The organism is Amycolatopsis pretoriensis, from assembly GCF_900107925.1.
In the GTDB taxonomy this organism is placed as follows: Bacteria; Actinomycetota; Actinomycetes; order Mycobacteriales; family Pseudonocardiaceae; genus Amycolatopsis; species Amycolatopsis pretoriensis.
Genome location: NZ_FNUJ01000013.1, coordinates 108,416 through 125,863, shown reverse-complemented (window position 1 = coordinate 125,863; position 17,448 = coordinate 108,416). Strand labels below are relative to the sequence as shown.

Genomic DNA, 17,448 nt, shown 5'->3' with positions numbered 1-17,448 from the left:
TAGGTCACCGTAACCTAGTGATCCGTGACTGAGCAATGGCGGATCGTGACAGGTGGGAAGAAACTGTGTAGCTTTGTAAGCAGCTGCTTACAACCGAGCACGGGGGTTTTCCGAATGACCGTCACCCACACCGAGCCGCTCTCGTACCCCTTCAACGAGGAGGCGGGACTCGACCTCAACGAGGCCTACGCGGCCGCCCGCGAAGCCGAGGGCATGGTCCGGGTCAAGATGACGTACGGGGCGCCCGCGTGGCTGGCCACCCGCTACGCCGACGCCCGGCTCGTGCTCGGTGACCGCCGGTTTTCGCGGGCGATGGAGAAGGAAAAGGACGCGCCGCGCCGCTCGCCCGTGCAGCGCGACGGCGGCATCCTGCAGATGGACCCGCCCGACCACACGCGGTTGCGGACCCTGGTGGCCAAGGCGTTCACCATGCGCCGCGTCGAGCTGCTCCGCCCGCGTGTCGCCTCGCTGGCGTCGGGGTTGATCGCGGAGATGAAGGCCGCCGGCCCGCCCGCGGACCTCGTCGACCTCTACGCGTTGCCGATCCCGGTCGCGGTGATCTGCGAGCTGCTCGGCGTCCCGGTCGCCGACCGGCCGAAGTTCCGTGTCTGGAGCGACGCCGCGCTGTCCACCAGCGGGTTGACGCCGGAGGAGTTCGAGCGCAACCGCGAAGAGCTGCGCGACTACATGCGCGGGCTGATCGCCGAGCACCGAGCAGCGCCGCAGGACGACCTGATGACGGCGTTGATCGAGGCGCGCGACACCCGTGACCGGCTGACCGAGCTGGAGCTGGTCGACCTGTGCGTCGGCATCCTCGTCGCCGGCCACGAGACGACCGCGAGCCAGATCCCCAACTTCGTCTACGCGCTGCTCGACCAGCCGGGGCAGTGGCAGCGGCTGGTCGACGACCCGGACCTGATCCCGGCGGCCGTCGAGGAGCTGCTGCGGTTCGTGCCGCTGGGCGCCGGCGCCGGGTTCGCGCGCTACGCCACCGAAGACGTCGAGGTCGGCGGCGTGCTCGTCAAGGCGGGGGAGCCGGTGCTGGTGGCGGTCGGCGCGGCCAACCGCGACCGGCTGCAGTTCGACGACGCCGACCAGCTGCGGTTCGACCGCGGCGACTCCCACCACCTCGGCTTCGGCCACGGCGTCCACCACTGCCTGGGCGCGCCCCTGGCCCGGCTCGAGCTCCAGGAGGCTTTGCGCGCGTTGGTCACCGAGTTGCCCGGGGTCCACCTGGCGGGCGATATCGTGTGGAAGACGCAGATGCTCGTCCGCGGACCGCGGTCGATGCCGATCGGATGGTGAGCATGACCTGGCACGTGGAAGTCGACGAACACACCTGCATCGGTTCGGGGATGTGTGCCGCGCTGAAGCCCGAGGTGTTCGTCCTGGAGGGCGCGTTCGCGCAGGCGGTCGCGCCCGAGGTGGCGGCCGACGAAACGGTGCTGGACGCGGCCGACTCGTGCCCGGCGATGGCGATCACGGTGACCGACGGCGGCCGCGAGATCGGCCCGCGTCCCTAGGGTTCGAGGCGGCCGTGCTCGGTGACCACGGCCGTGACGAGCTCGTACGGGGTGACGTCGAACGCGGGGTTGAAGACCCGTGTGTCCGGCGGCGTGACCGGCGTCCCGGCGTGGTGGGTGAGTTCGCGGGCATCGCGTTCTTCGATGGCGATGCCCGCGCCCGTCTCCAAGGTCGTGTCCACAGTGGACGAAGGCGCGACGACGACGAACGGGATCCCGTGGTGCCGGGCGGCGATGGCGAGGCCGTAGGTGCCGATCTTGTTGGCGACATCGCCGTTGGCGGCGATCCGATCGGCCCCGACGAGCACGCAGTCGACCATCCCGTTCGCCATGGCCGCGGCGGCCGCGCCGTCGGGTTGCACCCGGTAGGGGACGTTTTCCTGGGCGAGTTCCCACGCGGTCAGCCGGGCGCCCTGGAGGAGCGGGCGGGTCTCGTCGACGAGGACTTCTTCGACGAGACCGCGTTCGTGCAGGTGCCAGACGACGCCGAGGGCGCTGCCCCACCCGACGGTGGCGAGCCGCCCGGCGTTGCAGTGGCTGAGCAGTCGCAAAGGTCGCCGCGGACATTCGTGGAGCACGACCTCGGCGGCGTGCTTCGAAGCGGCCTTGTTGAGTTCTTCGTCTTCGTCGAGAAGTGCTTTCGCCTCTTCGAGGATGGCTTCGGGACCTTCGCGTCGCTTCGCGAGGGCGCGCTCGACGCCCCAGGCGAGGTTGACGGCGGTGGGCCGCGCGGTGGCGATCAGCCGGGCGTCGGCCTCGAGGTCATCGCCGGTCCGGGCGGCGAGGGCGACCCCGAGCGCACCGGCGGCCCCGAGGGCGGGCGCCCCGCGGACGGCGAGCCGTTTGATGGCGTCGACGAGTTCGCCGACGGTCCGCAGGTGCAGCAGCCGGAACTCCCCGGGCAGGGCGGTCTGATCGATGATGACGACGGCGTCGTCGGCCCAGTCGATGGTCCTGCGCACGTGCCCTCCTCGGGGTAATCGGGTTGCGCGCCCGGCGAAGATGCGACGGTGACCATTGAACGGCAGAACCCGCCCGGGCTGCACACGCCACCGGGGTATCACCACGTGGTATCGGTCTCGGCGGGCGAACGGTGTACTTGGCGGGCCAGTGCCCCGTGGCGGCGGACGGATCGGTGGCGGAGGGGGTGTTGCCACAGGTCGACCAGGTGGTGGCGAACACGGCGGCGGCGCTGGAGTTCGCGGGGGCGGAGCCGGCGGACGTGGTGCGGACGGTGGTTTACGTGGTGACGGCGGATCGTGCGGTGCTGTCGGAGGTGTGGGACCGGTTGACGGGGTCGGAGATCGGGGAGGCGTTCACCTCGGCGAGCACGCTGGTGGGGGTGGCTCAGTTGGGGTTCGAGGGTCAACTGGTGGAGCTGGACGTAACGGCAGCGCTGGACTGAGGGGCGGCCGAGGGCGCCGGCGCTCGCTGCTTCGCGGGCCGGGCAGCAGCGGCCCGGGCGCTCGCCGCTTGGCGGCTCGGTTCGATGCCGGCGGGCCAGAGGCGGCATGGGGCGCGGTGGGTTGGGCGGCAGGCGCCGCTCGCGCGGCGGCGTCTGCCGCTTGGCGGCTCGGGTCGATGCCGGTGGCCCAGACGCGGCTCGGGGTGCGGTGGGTTGGGCCGCGGGCGTCGCTCGCGCGGTGGCGCCTGCCGCTCGGCGGGCCGGGCAGCAGCGGCGCGGGCGCTTGCCGCTTGGCGGCTCGGGGCGAGGGGGTCGGTGGGGCAGAGGCGGCGCGGGGCGCGGTGGGTTGGGTCGCAGGCGCCGCTCGCGCGGTGGCGCCTGCCGCTCGGCGGCTCGGGCCGAAGGGTTCGGCGGCGCAGCACCGGATGCGGCGGTAGCCGCACTTCGGGTCGGGAAGCGGAGGCAGCGATGGCGCGCGCGAGCGGCTCTGACTAACCTCCCCCGGCCCCCGGCCCCCGGCCCCCGGCCCCCGGCCCCCGGCCCCCGGCGGCCCTCCTACAAACCACCCATCAAATCCGTCTCCGTGATCCCCGGCCCCTCCCCAACCCGAATGAACCACTCGGTCCCAAAAGCAAAAGCGAAAGCATCATCGGGCATGGCCAACATGAACATGTCCTCGCTGATCTGACTCGGATGAGCCCGCATCGCCGCCCGCTTGACCCCCACGTACTTCGACACGTCCACCGCCGCCGTGATCTCGGCTTCCGGCTTGCCGAACTCCACGTTCTCCGGTGGCTTCGGCGCCGCCTCCTCGGGCATCAGCCCCTGCTCCACCGCCGCCTCGAAGCCGCGCTGCATGAACTCGCGGTTGAACGTTGCCTGGAACACCCTCGGTGTTCCGGCCAGCTCGGCCGCTCGCATGCCGACCCGGTGGACCTGGATGTGGTCCGGGTGGCCGTAGTCGCCGTTGTCGTCGTAGACCGTCAGCACGTCGGCCGACTCCGCGCGCAGGATCTCCGCCAGCTGCTCGGCCGCCTTCTCGACGTCCGCCTGCCAGAAGCACGCCGGTTCGTCGTTCGTCGGCTCGCCCATCATCCCCGAGTCGCGGTAGCCCAGGAACTCGACGCGGGCGACGCCCAGGATCTCCGCGGCCGCGTGCGACTCGCGCACGCGCCGCTCCCACAGTTGTTCGCCTTCGGCGAGGAAGCCGTCCGGGACCTCGCCGACCTCGCCCTTGGTGGCGACGACGAGCACGACGCGGTGCCCCTCGGCGACGGCCTTGGCCATCACCCCGGCGGTGCGCAGGCATTCGTCGTCCGGGTGGGCGTGGAAGGTGACCAGTGTTGCCATGTCCGCCAAGCTACCGAACACCACCGACAAAAACCGCCCGCCAAGGTGCGCTCCCACCGTTAAGGTCCCCCGTCGTGGCCGACGAGAAGAGCACCCTGCTGTCGTTCCTGCACGCCCAGCGCGCCGTCGTCCTGGCGATCCTCGACGGACTCGGCGAGGACGCGCTGGCCACCGCCGTCCTGCCGTCGGGCTGGACCCCGCTGGGCATGGTCGAGCACCTCGGGTACGCCGAGCGGCACTGGTTCCAGGAGGTCGTCACCGGCACCGCGGACCCGGTGTCCTGGCCGGACGACGACCACGAGCCGCTGCGGACACCCCGGTCTCCCGAGGTCGTGTTCGCCTTTTACCGCGAGCAGTGCCGCCGCTCCGACGAGATCTTCGCCGCGACCCCGCTGTCCGCGCCCCTGAAGACGCCCACCCCGCTCACCGGCGACCTGCGCGGGGTGGCCCTGCACATGATCGAGGAGACGGCCCGGCACGCCGGCCACCTCGACGTCGCCCGCGAGCTGCTCGACGGCCGCACCGGGCTCGGCCCGCGTTAGGCCTGCTCTTTCGTGCACCACCAGGTGGACCGGCCGCCGACCGTGCCGTGCGCCATCTCCGCGCCGCAGCGCGGGCAGTGGTCGCCCGCCCGGCGGTGGCCGATGATCTCGCCGGTGTGCACGCCGCCGTGCTTGATCGCCGCGCGCAACGACTTCCGCAGCGCCTTGTGCAGGTCCGTGAGCTCGTCGGCGGTCAGCTCGTGCACCGGGCGGGCCGGGCTCACCGCCGCCTGCCACAGGGTCTCGTCGGCGAGCAGGTTCCCGATCCCGGCCAGCACGGACTGGTCCAGCAGCCGCGCCTTCACCGGCGCCCGCCCCCGGCCGACGCGCGTGCGGAAGTCCGTGCGCGACACCTCGCCGGCGTCCGGGCCCAGCGCGTCGAGGTCGGGGTCGAGCCGGACCCGGCTGAGCCGGCGCGTGTCGAAGAGGCGCAGCTGTTCGCCGTCGGCGAAGGTGAGCCCGAACCGGAACCACTCGGGTTTCTCGTCGCGGCCGCGGAACCGGCGCGGCCCGGGCGGCCCGCTGCGGCCGGCGAACCGCAGCTGCCCGGCCATCCCCAGGTGCAGGCCGAGGTTCGGGCCGGGCTCGCCGTCGGCGTTCTCCGTTTCGCACCACAGCGTCTTGCCCCGCCGGTGCGCCTCGGTGAGCTTCCCGCCCCGCAACGCGGCCGCGATGTCCCCGGGCGCGTGCGGACGGCAGACCCAGTCGTCGTGGTCGTCGACGTCCCGGACCTCCCGGCCGAGCGCGTCGGCGAGGACCTGGCGGGCGAGCTCCACTTCGGGCAGTTCCGGCACGCCGACCAGTCTGACCGGTCCGGCACCCGGCCGCAGATCACTCCGGCCGCATCCATTCGTAGAGCCGGTGGTCGGGGTTGGTCAGGTCCGGCGCGGCCACCATCCGGTCCATGACGATCGCTCGCGCGATGAACCCGAAGTGGCGGTTGGCGCCGACCGTGCGGCGCAGGTACGCCTGGTTCGCCGGGCCGAGCACCGGGTGGGTCAGGCAGCGGGCGGCCGCGAGGGTGCCGCGGGCGTACATGCCGGCGCACATCGTGATGGTGCGCCGCCGGTCGGCCGGGTTGACGCCGCGGAAGAACAGGATCACGTCCTCGTGGAGGATGCGTGCCCCGTATTCGTCGCCGAGAACGGGGCTGAATCGCTGCGTTCCGTCCCCGTTGACGACTTCCATGCCGAGCCAATCCGTCGCCGGCAGGCGCGGTGACATCTTCACCGGAAGGTGCAGCGCCGAGAACATGTCTCGCGTGATCATGTTGAAATCCGAACCGCCGATCACCACCAGGTGGCTCGTGTAGTCCACGGGTTGCAGCTCGTCCGTCGTCGCGAACTTCACGTCGTTTTCCGGGTTCAGCGCGCGAATGTGGCCGAACAGGTGGACCAGTGCGTCCGGATCGGCGTACGTCAGCAAATCGACGTAGTCGGGATCCCGTCGGTCACTCGGTGCGAAACTGCCGAACTCCGATTGCGGGATTCGCCCGCAGGTGATCATCACCGGCTCGTCCGGCGGGAACCGCCAGATGTCGGGCGCTTCCTCCGGATCGGCGACGAGGTCCGCGGGCAGCCCGGCGACGGCTCTTTCCCAGGCGTTCGTCCACGCCGCCCGGTCGCCGTCAGGAACGCCGAAGGCGTCCAGGAGCGCCAAAAGCAGATCCCGGCGCGGGCCGCGCTTGCCGGCGAGGACCCCGTTCACAGTCGAGCGGGGCAACGCGTGGCCCTGTTTCTCGCCGAGCCGCTCGATGTCGCGAAACGACGGGTTCCCGGCCCGCACCCGGCATTGCCGGAGCAGCGCGGCCAACTGGGTGAGCGTCGTGACCCCGGACGGGTCAAGGTCACCGAACGGTCCGGGTCGGGAAAGCGGCATGGTGACATGGTGTCCCATCCCGGCCGCTTTTGTCCCACATCGTCTCATCCTTTCGCGTTCGTCCTCGTGTGTCCGCGAACGTGGTGCGCAAACCGGGCACGCCTGTTCAATCGGATCAGGGACATCGGCTCTGCCGAGGGGACGGACAATGCTTCACAAAGGTCAGCTCGTTTACGGACTCATCCTCGCGGTCGACGTCGAAGGGTTCTCGCGCTTGGGGATCCTCGACCAGACCGCGGTGCTTTTCCGGCTCGAAGAAGTGCTCGACCGGGCGGCCGCGCGCGCGGGGCTCAGCCGCGCCGAATGGCTGCGGCAACCGCGGGGCGACGGGGAACTGGCGGTGCTGCCCGCCGATTCCGACGTTTCCCGCGTCGTCGCGGATTTCGCCCACGAGGTCGTGGAAGAACTGCGGCGGGGGAGCCGGCCCCGGCTGCGGTTGCGGATTTCGATGCACCACGGCGCCCTGACCGCCGGGGCGTTCGGCCCGATCGGGGACGCCCTGATCGCCGCCTGCCGGCTGCTGGACGCGGATTCCGCGCGCGAAACGCTCGCCCGCCACGCCGGCGAAGACGTCGTGGTGGTCGTTTCGCAGCGGCTGTACGAAGACGTCGTCGCCACGCGGTTCCGCGGCCTGCGGCCCGACCGGTTCCGGCTGGTGACCGAGCAGGTGAAGGGGCGGACCTACCGCGGGTACCTCTGCGTCGGCAGCCCGAAGGCCGGGCCCGCGCCCGAAGACGTGGTCCCGGCCGGGCACGGCACCGTGATCGAGCTGCCGGGCGGGTGACCCCGCTGGAGGACGGCCGCCGCGTCGTGACGAGACCGCCGCGGCGGCCGCCGGTCAGGGGCGGCGGTCCCGCCGGACCAGGGCCAGCGCCGGCACGATCACCACGGCGGCGAGGACGAACGTCACCGGGTAGCCGACCGACCCGATGACCAGCCCCGCGCCCAGCGCGCCGGCGGCCATGCCCAGGTCGTAGGCCGCGTTCCAGATCGCGCTGACCGCGCTCTCGCCGCCCGCCGGGACGCGGGCGTACATCAGGGTGAGCGTCGCGTTCTGCAGCGCGCCGAAGCCCGCGCCGAGCACGACCGCCCCGCCGATCACCAGCGACGGCGTACCGGTGAACGCGATGGCCGCCATGCCCACGGCGGACAGGACCACACCCGGCACCAGCAGGACGGCGGGGCCGCGGCGGTCGCCGAGCCGGCCGGCGAACCAGCGGGCCGCGGTGGCCGCCGCGGGCTGGGCCAGCAACGCGCTGGCGGCGACCCACGCCGGCTGGTCCGACGCGGCGAGCGGCAGGAACGTGACCAGGACGCCGACCGCGGCGGCCGCCGCGGCGAAGATCGTCGCGGGCCGGGTCAGGACCGGGTTGCGCAGGCCGGCGAGGACGCCGTGGCCGCCGTCTTCCTTGGGCGTCGCGGCGTGGCGCGGCAGACCCGGCACCGACAGCAGGGCGAGCAGGGTGGCCACCGCCGTCGCCACGAAGACCGGCGTGAAGCCCCAGTGCGCCGCCGCCCAGACGCCGGCGGGCAGCGCCAGCAGACCGGGGATCCCGCCGACGATCCCGACCAGCGCGAGGCCTTCCCCGCGCCGGTCCGCGGGGATCAGCAGGGCGGTGACGGCGCCACCGGCGACGACGGCGATCGCGAACCCGATCCCGCGCACCACGCTGACCCCGATGATCACCCCGACGTCCGAGCTGACCGTGAGCAGCAGTGTCGGCGCGCCGAGCAGGACCAGCCCGATGGCCAGCGCCCACCGGTAGCCGACCCGGGCGACCAGCCGCGGCGTCACCAGCTCGGCCGCCACGGTGGCCAGCAGCAGCGCGACCGTCGCCAGCCCCGCGCCGCTGTCCGAGCCCGCCTGCTTCGCGAACAGCGGCACCACCGAAAGCGGCAGGTAGAAGCCGATCGCCGACCCGAAGATCGAGACAAAGCGGATGAGCAGGGCGCGGGATACCAGCCTCGGCCGGATTTGCAGGTCAGCGGTCATGGGAACAACGGTAGAAGCGAACCGGGTCACCGGTAAGGTCCAGTTCCATGGCTGTGGAGTGGCCGGTTTGAGTCCGGAGCTGCTGTTCACGATCGACCGCGAGAGCGGCGCGGGCCTGCGCACGCAGCTGGAGGACCAGCTGCGCGACGCGATCCGCGGCGGCCGGCTGGCGGGCGGGGAGAAGCTGCCGTCGTCGCGCGAGCTCGCCCGCGGCCTCGGCCTGTCGCGGGGGCTGGTGCAGGACTGCTACGCCCAGCTGCAAGCCGAGGGCTACCTGACCAGCCGCGCGGGCTCGGCGACGCGGGTGGCCTCGGTCGCCCGGCCCGCGGAGCCGCCGCGGGTGACCGCGCCCGAGCGGCCGGAGCACGACGTCGCCGACTTCCGCCACGGCGTCCCCGACCTGCGCCTCGCGCCGCGCGAGGACTGGGCGTGGGCCGTGCGCGAGGTCTGCCGCACCGCGCCGAACAGCGCGTTCGACTACGGCGATCCCGCGGGCTCCCGGCAGCTGCGGGAGGTGCTCGCGGCGTACCTGCGGCGGGTGCGGGCGGTCGTGGCGACGGCCGACCAGCTCGTCGTGTGCACCGGGATGGCCCAGGCGCTCGGGCTGGTGCTGCGCGCGCTCGTCGCCGACGGCATCGACACGATCGCCGTCGAGGACCCCGGCGTCGTCCGGACGACGACCGAGCAGGCGAACGCGGCCGGCATGGGGGCCGTGCCCGTCCCGGTCGACGAGGACGGCGTCGACGTCGCCGCGTTGGAACGCAGCGGCGCGCGGGCCGTGCTGGTGACCCCGGCCCACCAGTGGCCCACCGGCGTGGTGCTCGCCGGGCACCGCCGCCAGGAGCTGCTCGAATGGGCGCGGCGGCACGACGGCGTCGTCATCGAGGACGACTACGACGCCGAATTCCGCTACGACCGCGACCCGGTCGGCTCGCTGCAGGGCCTCGACCCCGACCGCGTCGTCTCGCTGGGGACGGTCAGCAAGTCGCTGGCGCCCGCGTTGCGGCTGGGCTGGCTGGTCGCGCCCGCCCGGCTGCTCGAGGGCTTGGCGCGCGGCAAGCACGTGACCGACCGCGGGAGCCCGGGGATCGACCAGCTGGCGCTGGCCCTGCTCATCGAATCCGGGCGCTACGACCGGCACCTGCGCCGCGCCCGCGCCGAGTACGCGGCCCGGCGCGAAACCCTGCTCACCGCGCTGGCCGCGCACGCGCCCGGCATCCGCGTCACCGGGCTCGCGGCGGGGTTCCACGCGATCCTGCACCTGCCCCCGGGCACCGACGAGGAGGAGGTGATCAGCCGCGCGGCCGAGCGCGGCGTCGGGCTGTACGGCCTGGGCCGGATGCACACGGCACCGCCGGCGACGGCCCCGCGGCTCGTCCTGGGCTTCGGCGACACGCCGCAACGCTCGATCGAAGCGGGGATCGCCGCCGTCGCGGACCTGCTTTCAGGCGTCGAGTGACTGCTGCGTGGTGACTTCCCAGGCGAACCCGTCCGGGTCCGTGAACGCCCCGGCGGAGTGATTGACGGCGATCCGGTGCGACCCACTGCCTTCGTGGGCGACGCCGGCCTGCTTGGCGAGCGCCTTGCGGCGGTAGAGCGCCAGCTTGATCGCGCTCTCGCCGCCTTCGAACTCGACGTACATGCGGCTGAAGCTCTTCGCGACGGCGAGCCCGTGGTCGACGTAGAACTTCTTGGTGGCGATGATGTCGGCGACGCCGAGCAGCAGCACGATGGAGTCGAACTCCCGCGTGACGGGGCCGGTGTCCTTCTTGTTCGAGGTCGCGAGGGTCCAGATGGCGCCGTCCGGAGCCTGGACGGCGCCGCCGTAGCCCCACATGGACTTGGCGGCGGGCTTGAGCGTCGTGGCCCCGGCTTCGACGGCGCTGGCCATCAGTGAGTCGACGTCCCCGGGCTGGGCGACGGTGAGGGAGAGCGTGTAGCCCCGGAACCCGCTGGACGGCTGCTGCGCGGCCCGGAAGCGGAGCTGGGTGGTGAGGCCGAAGGCGTCGGAGTAGAAGCGCTCGGCGGCGGCGGTGTCGGTGACCTCGAGGGTGATGGAGTCGATGTTCGTCATGCCGGTAACGCTAGGTCCGGGCGGCCGGGTGGGGCTTCTCGATTCCTGACCGGTTCGGAGCGGGTCAGTACTCGCCCTTGACGACGAAGTACGAGCCGCGGATGGTGCCGGCCAGTTTGGACTTCTGGCGGGCGAACTTGAACGACGCCAGCTCCGCCGGCACCTCCATGCCTTCGGAGAGCTTGAACCCGACCGCGCGCTTGCCGCCGTCGTCCACCGTGTACATCACGTTGATCGACAGGCCGCTCTCGTAGAACACGTACGCCATCCGGATGTTCTCGACCTGGAACGCCGTCGCCTCGAGCGGGCGGGACGCGATGACGATCCCGCGTTCTTCGTCGAGGATCCGGTGCACCCAGTCCACGGTGGACTGCACGTCCCCTGCCGGTTCGACCGTGAAGACGTGGTCGTACTTGTTCTTGAAGTAGCGGGCCTCGTTCGCCCGCAGGCCGGCGAGCGCGGCCGCGACGGGCGACGATTCCAGGCCCGCGGTCGAAACGGTGGTGAAGTCCACGGCGTGCGGCATGGCGTTCCTCCGGCGATCTCGGTGCGGCCGACTATAACCCGGTTGCCCCGGCTTCGCGGATGATCGCGACCGCGGCGCGCGGGTCCGGCACGGTGATCGTCACGCTCCGAGCACTCCATAGTGGACGGAGATGCCAGTTCGTCGACCGGCCGGTGCTCCGGACTGCCGGTGGGGTTACAGCGGGTCGTACTCGCCGCCTTCTTCGTTGAGCAGCACATAACGGGGCGACAGTTCCGTCAGGCACGTGCTCAGTGACACCAACAGCTCCTCGACGGCGACGCGGCCGAGCCGCAGTTCGGCGGTGGCCTCGTCGCGGAGCCGGTCGATTTCCGGCTCGTCCTCTTTCAGCTCGGCATACGAGGCTTCGAAGGAGGCACGCATCGCGTCGGGGTCGGCCGCGTCGGACACGACGTCCTGCCACGTCGGCACCTCGATGACGAGCCGGACGGCCGTGTCCAGGTCGGTGGCGAGGATCCCGGCCGTGCCTTCGGAACTGGCGTAGAGGACGGGCCCGTCGTCGCACACGAAGAACGTGCCGCCGGAGGCGTCGCCGGCGACCACGCGCAGCTCGCCGCCCGACGCCAACCGCACCGGTTCGACGGGGTCGAGGCGGGCGATGTCGAAGTCGAAGACGTCCGCCAGCAGGGCGGCGGCGCGGGCGTTGGCCCGGAGGCGATCGAGCATGGCGGAACGATAGACCGGCTCGGCTACGGAGCCGCCGGCAGCCGGCGGGCGACGACGCGGCCCCACACCCACGCCGCCGCGATCGCGGCGACCAGCAGGACCACGCTGCCCACGACGTCCAGGACGTAGTGGTTCGCCGTGGTGATCACGACCGCGACCATGAGCAGCGGGAACGCCCACGGCAGCAGCGCCCACCGCGTTCCCCGCAGCGCTGTCCACACCGCGTACGCGCACCACAGCGACCAGCCCACGTGCATGCTCGGCATCGCCGTGTAGTGAGTCGGGTTCGTCCAGCTCTCCTGGTGGAAAAGGTCGTACCGCGCAACGATGTCCACCGCGCCCGGCAGGGCCAGCCGCGGTGGGGACAGCGGGACCGCCCAGTAGACCGGCAGCACGAGGGCCATCATCGCCACCATCGTCCGGCGGACTTCGTGGTACACCTCGGCATGCCGGACGAACACCCACGCCAGCACGCCCGCGACCACCACGTAGTACAGCCGGTACACGGCCACCGCGAGCTGGGCGAGGGCCGGCTGCCCGGCCAGCCGGCGGTTCGCGCTCAGCTCGACGTCGAAGTGCACCGCGTGTTCCGCGTCCTGGACGGCCCGCGCGTGCGCGGTGGCGGCCTCGACGTCCGTGCCCAGCAGCGCGGCGATGCGCGCGAACAGCAGGAACCACAGCAGCAGGAAGACCAGCTCGGCCACCCGTCCGCTGAGGAGCTTTCTCATGCCGGCAGGGTCCGCCGGAGGAACTCCGTGGTCAGGTCCCAGGCCCGCGCGGCCGCCTCCGGGTGGTGGAACATCGGGGCCACGTTGTTGTGGAACGCGTGCCCCGCCTCCTCCTGCACGTGGATCTCCGCCCCCGGGTGCCCGGCGACCGCCGCCTCGACGACGGCCACGTCCGTCCGCGGGATGTACGGGTCCTGCCCGCCGAAGTGGAACTGGATCGGGCACGTCACCCGCGTCAGGTCCGCGATCCGCCCGGCGACCGTCGAGCCGTAGAACGACACCGCCACGTCGGGGTCGCCCGCTGCCGCCGCCGCGAACGCGAGCGAGCCGCCCAGGCAGAAGCCCAGCACGCCGACCCCGCCCGTCACCGAAGGCGAAGAACGCAAGTGGGCCACGGTTTCCAGCACGTCCGAAAGTCCCAGCGCCGCGTCGAACTCGGACGACACCTCCATCGACGCCGCCACGCCGGCTTCGTCGTGGGTCGAGGACCAGCCGGGTGCCGTGCGCCAGAACAGCTCCGGCACCGCCACCACGTACCCAGCCGCGGCGAGGCCGGCCGCCACCGAACGCAGGTAGTCGTCCAGGCCGAAGATCTCCTGGACCAGCACCAGGCCCGGGCCGCGGCCGGACGGCGGGAGCCACACCGGCAGGTCCGTCAGCACGCTCTTCATCGGAAGGTCCTTTCCAGGACGTCGGCGACCAGTTCGGCCTGGCGGCCGTCCGGGTCGAGGTCGGGGTCGAACACGGTCAGCTCGAACCCCGCCGCGCCCGGGAGCGCCAGCAGCCCGCGCAGCAGCGAAACCAGCGTGTCCGGGTCCAGGCCGCCCGGGTCGGGACTGTCCACAGCGGACACGTACGCCGGGTCGAGGACGTCGATGTCCACGTGCACCCAGAACCCGTCCACGTCCGCGAACGACGGCACGGAAACCCCGGATGTCATCAGCTCTTCCGAGGTGACGAACGAGATCCCCGCCGCGCGCAGCCGCGACGACTCCGCCGTCCGCACGCCGAGCACCCGCACGTCCTCGTCGCGGACGTAGGGCCGCAGCCCGTCGAGGTCGGCCAGGTCGGCGGCACCACGGCCGGTCATGATCGCCAGGTCCTCGCCCGCGGCCGCGCCGACGTGGTCGGCGATGCCCAGGTGGCGGAAGTCGTCGTGGCCGTCCAGGTACGCGATGCCGTACCGGCCGGCGCGGCGCAGCGCCAGCATCGCGCCCAGGGAGATCGAACAGTCGCCGCCCAGCACCACCGGGAAGCCGCCCGACGAACGGACCGCCTCGATCCGCGTGGCCAGCGCCCGCGTGTAGGTCGCGATGGCCGCGCTGTTGCGGACGCCGTCGCCCGGCGACCAGGTGCCGACGTGGCGCCCCGGCGTCACGACGCCGCCGTCGGACGCTCCCAGGCGGTCGAGGATCCCGAGGTCGCGCAGCACGCCGGGCGTCTTGTAGCAGCCCGGCACGGCACCCTCGGCGGGCGGGCGCAGGCCCAGGTTGGACGGTGCGTCGATCAGGACGTGATTCCCCACCCGGTCACCGTACTGGCTACGCGGCCGGGAGCGTCCTAAGTTGAGGTGCCGACCAAGGAGGCTCGATGGCCGAGAAGACCAAGTACGTCCTGGACGAAGACGAGCTGCCGACCCAGTGGTACAACGTCATCCCCGACTTGCCGGAGCCGCCACCGCCCCCGCTGCACCCCGGCACCCGCGAACCGGTCGGGCCCGACGACCTCGCGCCGCTCTTCCCGCAGGCGCTCATCGCCCAGGAAGTGACGACTGATCGCTATGTCGACATCCCGGAGGAGGTTCGGGAGGTCTACCGGCTCTGGCGGCCGTCGCCGCTGTTCCGGGCGCGACGGCTGGAGAAGGCGCTCGGCACGCCGGCGCGGATCTACTACAAGTACGAAGGCGTCAGCCCGGTCGGTTCGCACAAGCCGAACACCGCTGTCCCGCAGGCGTTCTACAACGCGGCCGAAGGCGTCACGCGGCTGACCACCGAGACCGGCGCCGGCCAGTGGGGGAGCGCGCTGGCGTTCGCCTGCGCCCAGTACGGGCTGGAGTGCGAGGTTTGGCAGGTCCGGGCGTCCTACGACCAGAAGCCCTACCGCAAGCTGATGATGGAGACGTTCGGCGCGACGGTCCACCCGAGCCCGTCCGAGCTGACCGAGTCCGGCCGCGCGATCCTGAAGGACCACCCGGATTCGACCGGCAGCCTCGGCATCGCGATCAGCGAGGCGGTCGAGCAGGCGGCGCAGGACCCGGACGCGCGGTACGCGCTGGGCAGCGTGCTCAACCACGTGCTGCTGCACCAGACGATCATCGGCGAGGAAGCGCTCAAGCAGTTCGAGCTGGCCGGGGACACCCCGGACGTCCTGGTCGGCTGCACCGGCGGTGGCTCGAACTTCGGGGGGCTGGCGTTCCCGTTCCTGCGGGAGAAGCTGGCCGGCCGGATGGACCCGGTGATCCGCGCGGTCGAGCCGGCGGCGTGCCCGTCGCTGACGCGGGGGAAGTACGCGTACGACTTCGGCGATACGGCCGGGCTCACGCCGTTGCTCAAGATGCACACGCTCGGCCACGACTTCATCCCCGACCCGATCCACGCGGGCGGCCTGCGCTACCACGGGATGTCGCCGCTGATCTCGCACATCTACGAGCTGGGCCTGATCGAGGCGATCGCGATCGGGCAGCAGGAGTGCTTCGCGGCGGGGGTGCGGTTCGCGCGGTCGGAGGGCATCATCCCGGCCCCGGAGCCGACGCACGCGTTGGCGGCGTGCATCCAGGAAGCGTTGCGGTGCAAGGAGACGGGCGAGGAGAGGGTGATCCTCACGGCCCTGTGCGGCCACGCGCACCTGGACCTGCCGGCGTACGGGGCTTACTTGGCAGGCGACATGGTGGACAACGAACTGTCCGCCGCCACACTCGAAGCGTCGCTCGCCACTCTGCCGTAGGCCGTGAATGGCACATTGAGGGACCAAGCGTCCCTCAATGTGCCATTCACGGACTTCAGAGGGTGTCGGGGATTTCGGGGCGGATGAGCTCCGTGTGGGGGTTCGCCAGGACCACCCGGTCGCGGCCCGCGGCCTTCGCCGCGAACACCGCGTCGTCCGCTGCCTGCAGCAGGATCGTGTACTCCTGGGCCGTTTCCGGGTACACCGCCGCGCCGATCGAGGCCGTCAAGCCGTCGATCACCTCGGGTTTGCCCGGGCGGATCACCGGCACCGGCACCTCGATCCGGGCGATCGCCGCGCGGATGCGGTCCGCGATGGACACGATCTCCGCGCTCGTCGCGCCCGGGAGCAGCACCACGAACTCGTCGCCGCCGAAGCGCCCGACGTAGTCGCCGCCGCGGACCGAGTGCTGGATCGCCGCCGCGATCGCGCGCAGGACCTCGTCGCCCGCCAGGTGGCCGTTGCCGTCGTCGATGGCCTTGAAGTGGTCGATGTCGATCATCAGCACGCCCGCCGTCGACGCCAGTTCGGCGGCGCGCGCCAGCTCGTTGCGCGCCAGCTGCACCCAGAACTCCGGCGCCAGCAACGCCGTCTTGGAGTCCGTGCGCGCGGCCGCCTGGAACTGCGGCAGCAGCAGGCCGATGTGCAGCGCCACCGGAGTCACCATGAGCACCGGCAGCAGCCACGGCCGGACCGTCATCACCAGCGCGATCCCGCAGCCCACGCCGACCGCGGCCAGCACGATCAGCACGTCGGAGGCGTTCCCGAACGCCTGCCGCGGCGGCTTGCCCGGGTTGCTCATCAGGATCGCCAGGATCACCAGCACGTAGTTGAGTCCGAAGTAGACGATCCCGGACAGCAGCAGCGCGGTCATCCCGCCGAACCCGTCCAGGTACGGGACGTACGGCGCCAGGTGCCCGGTGCCGGCCGACAACACGGCGCCCGCGGCGAAACACGCGAGGATCACGGTGGCACCGGAAAACACTTTCCGGTGAATCACGCCGCGTCGTTTGTACACGCGCACCCAAGAATGGGCGTAGCTGACGACGATGACGAGCGTGGCCAACGGCGGGGGCAGCAGGAGCAGCCCGGCGAAGATCCAGATCGACTGCAGGTGCATGTGCGGCCGGCCGTCGGCGGCCAGCTCGCGGATGCGCTCGATGCGTTGCGCCGCTTCGAGGTGCACGATCTCGCCCGCGAGGATCAGGCCACACCAGAGCACCGCCTGGGTGGTCACGGGCACGAGCGCGGCCGTGGCGACGACCGCGATCAACGCCAGCGCGTCGACGATGAGGACGTAGCCGAGCACCGGAGTGTTCAGCTTCCACATCGCCCACGTACGGAGACCCGATCGTGGACGTTCTGAGCTGGGCTTTCGCCCTTGGGACCCGGACAATCCCACGAAACGCCCCTCTTCTCAGGACGGAACTCTTCGCGGAAATCGTCACTGTAATCGAATGAACGCGGTGTGTCACTAGGCTGGTCGGGCTACCGTTCGGTCACGCACGGTGCAAGATCCCTCACGAACAGGAGAAGTCATGTCCCACTTCCTGCCCAACGCGAACATCGTCCCGTCCCGGCGTCGCGCGCAGCGGCCGACCGACTGGACCCGGCAGCTCCCCACCGACTGGACCCGCGCGATCCCGACGGACTGGACCCCGCGGCAGCTGCCGACCGACTGGACGGCCCGCGAACTGCCCACCGACTGGACCGTCCGCGAGCTCCCGACCGATTGGACCCGCCCCGGCGTCTCGCCAGCGCTGCCGCAGTGCCCGACCGACTGGACGCGGCCCTGATCCGTC

Annotated in this window: 20 protein-coding genes; 8 read left to right on the top strand and 12 right to left on the bottom strand. The window is 71.8% G+C overall.

Annotation, left to right across the window (positions count from 1 at the left end; genetic code table 11):
* Nucleotides 1-114: 114 nt before the first annotated feature.
* Nucleotides 115-1,305, top strand: a complete 1,191-nt coding sequence (locus BLV96_RS42765; protein ID WP_086678387.1) for a cytochrome P450 — start codon at nucleotides 115-117, stop codon at nucleotides 1,303-1,305.
* 2 nt (nucleotides 1,306-1,307) lie between these two features.
* Entirely contained in the window at nucleotides 1,308-1,523 is a 216-nt protein-coding gene (locus BLV96_RS42760; RefSeq protein ID WP_208608481.1) for a ferredoxin, read from the top strand.
* Here BLV96_RS42760 and mtnA read toward each other — a convergent pair.
* On the bottom strand, nucleotides 1,520-2,485 hold the full coding sequence (gene mtnA, locus BLV96_RS42755) for an S-methyl-5-thioribose-1-phosphate isomerase (RefSeq protein ID WP_086678389.1): 966 nt from the start codon (nucleotides 2,483-2,485) through the stop codon (nucleotides 1,520-1,522). The genes BLV96_RS42760 and mtnA overlap by 4 nt on opposite strands.
* Before the next feature lie 131 nt (nucleotides 2,486-2,616).
* Here mtnA and BLV96_RS42750 point away from each other — a divergent pair, with 131 nt between their 5' ends.
* Nucleotides 2,617-2,928, top strand: a complete 312-nt coding sequence (locus BLV96_RS42750) for a Rid family hydrolase (protein ID WP_341866150.1) — start codon at nucleotides 2,617-2,619, stop codon at nucleotides 2,926-2,928.
* A gap of 555 nt (nucleotides 2,929-3,483) precedes the next feature.
* Here the strand turns inward: BLV96_RS42750 and BLV96_RS42745 are convergent.
* Nucleotides 3,484-4,278, bottom strand: a complete 795-nt coding sequence (locus BLV96_RS42745; RefSeq protein ID WP_091390325.1) for a PIG-L family deacetylase — start codon at nucleotides 4,276-4,278, stop codon at nucleotides 3,484-3,486.
* A gap of 74 nt (nucleotides 4,279-4,352) precedes the next feature.
* Here BLV96_RS42745 and BLV96_RS42740 point away from each other — a divergent pair, with 74 nt between their 5' ends.
* On the top strand, nucleotides 4,353-4,820 hold the full coding sequence (locus BLV96_RS42740) for a DinB family protein (RefSeq protein WP_086679313.1): 468 nt from the start codon (nucleotides 4,353-4,355) through the stop codon (nucleotides 4,818-4,820).
* Here BLV96_RS42740 and BLV96_RS42735 read toward each other — a convergent pair.
* On the bottom strand, nucleotides 4,817-5,614 hold the full coding sequence (locus BLV96_RS42735; RefSeq protein WP_244180910.1) for an Fpg/Nei family DNA glycosylase: 798 nt from the start codon (nucleotides 5,612-5,614) through the stop codon (nucleotides 4,817-4,819). The genes BLV96_RS42740 and BLV96_RS42735 overlap by 4 nt on opposite strands.
* Before the next feature lie 37 nt (nucleotides 5,615-5,651).
* Nucleotides 5,652-6,698 (bottom strand): helix-turn-helix domain-containing protein, encoded by a 1,047-nt coding sequence (locus BLV96_RS42730; RefSeq protein WP_143051111.1) that lies wholly within the window; start codon nucleotides 6,696-6,698, stop codon nucleotides 5,652-5,654.
* 148 nt (nucleotides 6,699-6,846) lie between these two features.
* On the opposite strand from BLV96_RS42730, the gene BLV96_RS42725 reads away from it, so the two are divergent.
* Nucleotides 6,847-7,482, top strand: coding sequence for a nucleotidyl cyclase domain-containing protein (locus tag BLV96_RS42725; RefSeq protein ID WP_208608480.1), 636 nt, complete (start codon nucleotides 6,847-6,849; stop codon nucleotides 7,480-7,482).
* Nucleotides 7,483-7,536: 54 nt separating this feature from the next.
* On the opposite strand, the gene BLV96_RS42720 is transcribed toward BLV96_RS42725, so the two are convergent.
* Nucleotides 7,537-8,691 (bottom strand): MFS transporter, encoded by a 1,155-nt coding sequence (locus tag BLV96_RS42720; protein ID WP_086679311.1) that lies wholly within the window; start codon nucleotides 8,689-8,691, stop codon nucleotides 7,537-7,539.
* 58 nt (nucleotides 8,692-8,749) lie between these two features.
* On the opposite strand from BLV96_RS42720, the gene pdxR reads away from it, so the two are divergent.
* On the top strand, nucleotides 8,750-10,150 hold the full coding sequence (gene pdxR / locus BLV96_RS42715; protein WP_425266216.1) for a MocR-like pyridoxine biosynthesis transcription factor PdxR: 1,401 nt from the start codon (nucleotides 8,750-8,752) through the stop codon (nucleotides 10,148-10,150).
* Here pdxR and BLV96_RS42710 read toward each other — a convergent pair.
* The 6 genes from BLV96_RS42710 to BLV96_RS42685 form a co-directional block, all read right to left on the bottom strand.
* Entirely contained in the window at nucleotides 10,136-10,765 is a 630-nt protein-coding gene (locus BLV96_RS42710; protein ID WP_086679309.1) for a VOC family protein, read from the bottom strand. The genes pdxR and BLV96_RS42710 overlap by 15 nt on opposite strands.
* 64 nt (nucleotides 10,766-10,829) lie before the next feature.
* Nucleotides 10,830-11,291 carry a phage tail protein gene (locus tag BLV96_RS42705; RefSeq protein ID WP_086679308.1) on the bottom strand — a complete coding sequence of 154 codons (462 nt, stop codon included), beginning with the start codon at nucleotides 11,289-11,291 and terminating at the stop codon, nucleotides 10,830-10,832.
* Between the two features lie 174 nt (nucleotides 11,292-11,465).
* A complete protein-coding gene (locus tag BLV96_RS42700) occupies nucleotides 11,466-11,975 on the bottom strand; it encodes a hypothetical protein (RefSeq protein ID WP_086679307.1) in 510 nt (169 codons plus the stop codon).
* Nucleotides 11,976-11,998: 23 nt separating this feature from the next.
* Complete coding sequence (locus BLV96_RS42695; RefSeq protein ID WP_086679306.1) at nucleotides 11,999-12,703, bottom strand: phosphatase PAP2 family protein; 705 nt, start codon at nucleotides 12,701-12,703, stop codon at nucleotides 11,999-12,001.
* The gene (locus tag BLV96_RS42690) at nucleotides 12,700-13,374 is read right to left on the bottom strand and encodes a dienelactone hydrolase family protein (RefSeq protein WP_086679305.1); all 675 of its coding nucleotides are present in this window, start codon (nucleotides 13,372-13,374) and stop codon (nucleotides 12,700-12,702) included. The genes BLV96_RS42695 and BLV96_RS42690 overlap by 4 nt, the downstream gene beginning before the upstream one ends.
* Complete coding sequence (locus tag BLV96_RS42685; protein ID WP_086679304.1) at nucleotides 13,371-14,228, bottom strand: arginase family protein; 858 nt, start codon at nucleotides 14,226-14,228, stop codon at nucleotides 13,371-13,373. Before BLV96_RS42685 ends, BLV96_RS42690 begins: the two co-directional genes overlap by 4 nt.
* Before the next feature lie 65 nt (nucleotides 14,229-14,293).
* Between BLV96_RS42685 and BLV96_RS42680 the strand changes: the two genes are divergently transcribed.
* On the top strand, nucleotides 14,294-15,646 hold the full coding sequence (locus BLV96_RS42680) for a TrpB-like pyridoxal phosphate-dependent enzyme (protein ID WP_086679303.1): 1,353 nt from the start codon (nucleotides 14,294-14,296) through the stop codon (nucleotides 15,644-15,646).
* A 55-nt stretch (nucleotides 15,647-15,701) separates the two neighbouring features.
* Here the strand turns inward: BLV96_RS42680 and BLV96_RS42675 are convergent, their stop codons facing one another.
* Nucleotides 15,702-16,976 carry a diguanylate cyclase gene (locus tag BLV96_RS42675; protein ID WP_086679302.1) on the bottom strand — a complete coding sequence of 425 codons (1,275 nt, stop codon included), beginning with the start codon at nucleotides 16,974-16,976 and terminating at the stop codon, nucleotides 15,702-15,704.
* A gap of 208 nt (nucleotides 16,977-17,184) precedes the next feature.
* Between BLV96_RS42675 and BLV96_RS42670 the strand changes: the two genes are divergently transcribed.
* Nucleotides 17,185-17,442: a hypothetical protein gene (locus BLV96_RS42670; protein ID WP_086679301.1), complete on the top strand. Its 258-nt coding sequence runs from the start codon at nucleotides 17,185-17,187 to the stop codon at nucleotides 17,440-17,442.
* Nucleotides 17,443-17,448 lie beyond the last annotated feature (6 nt).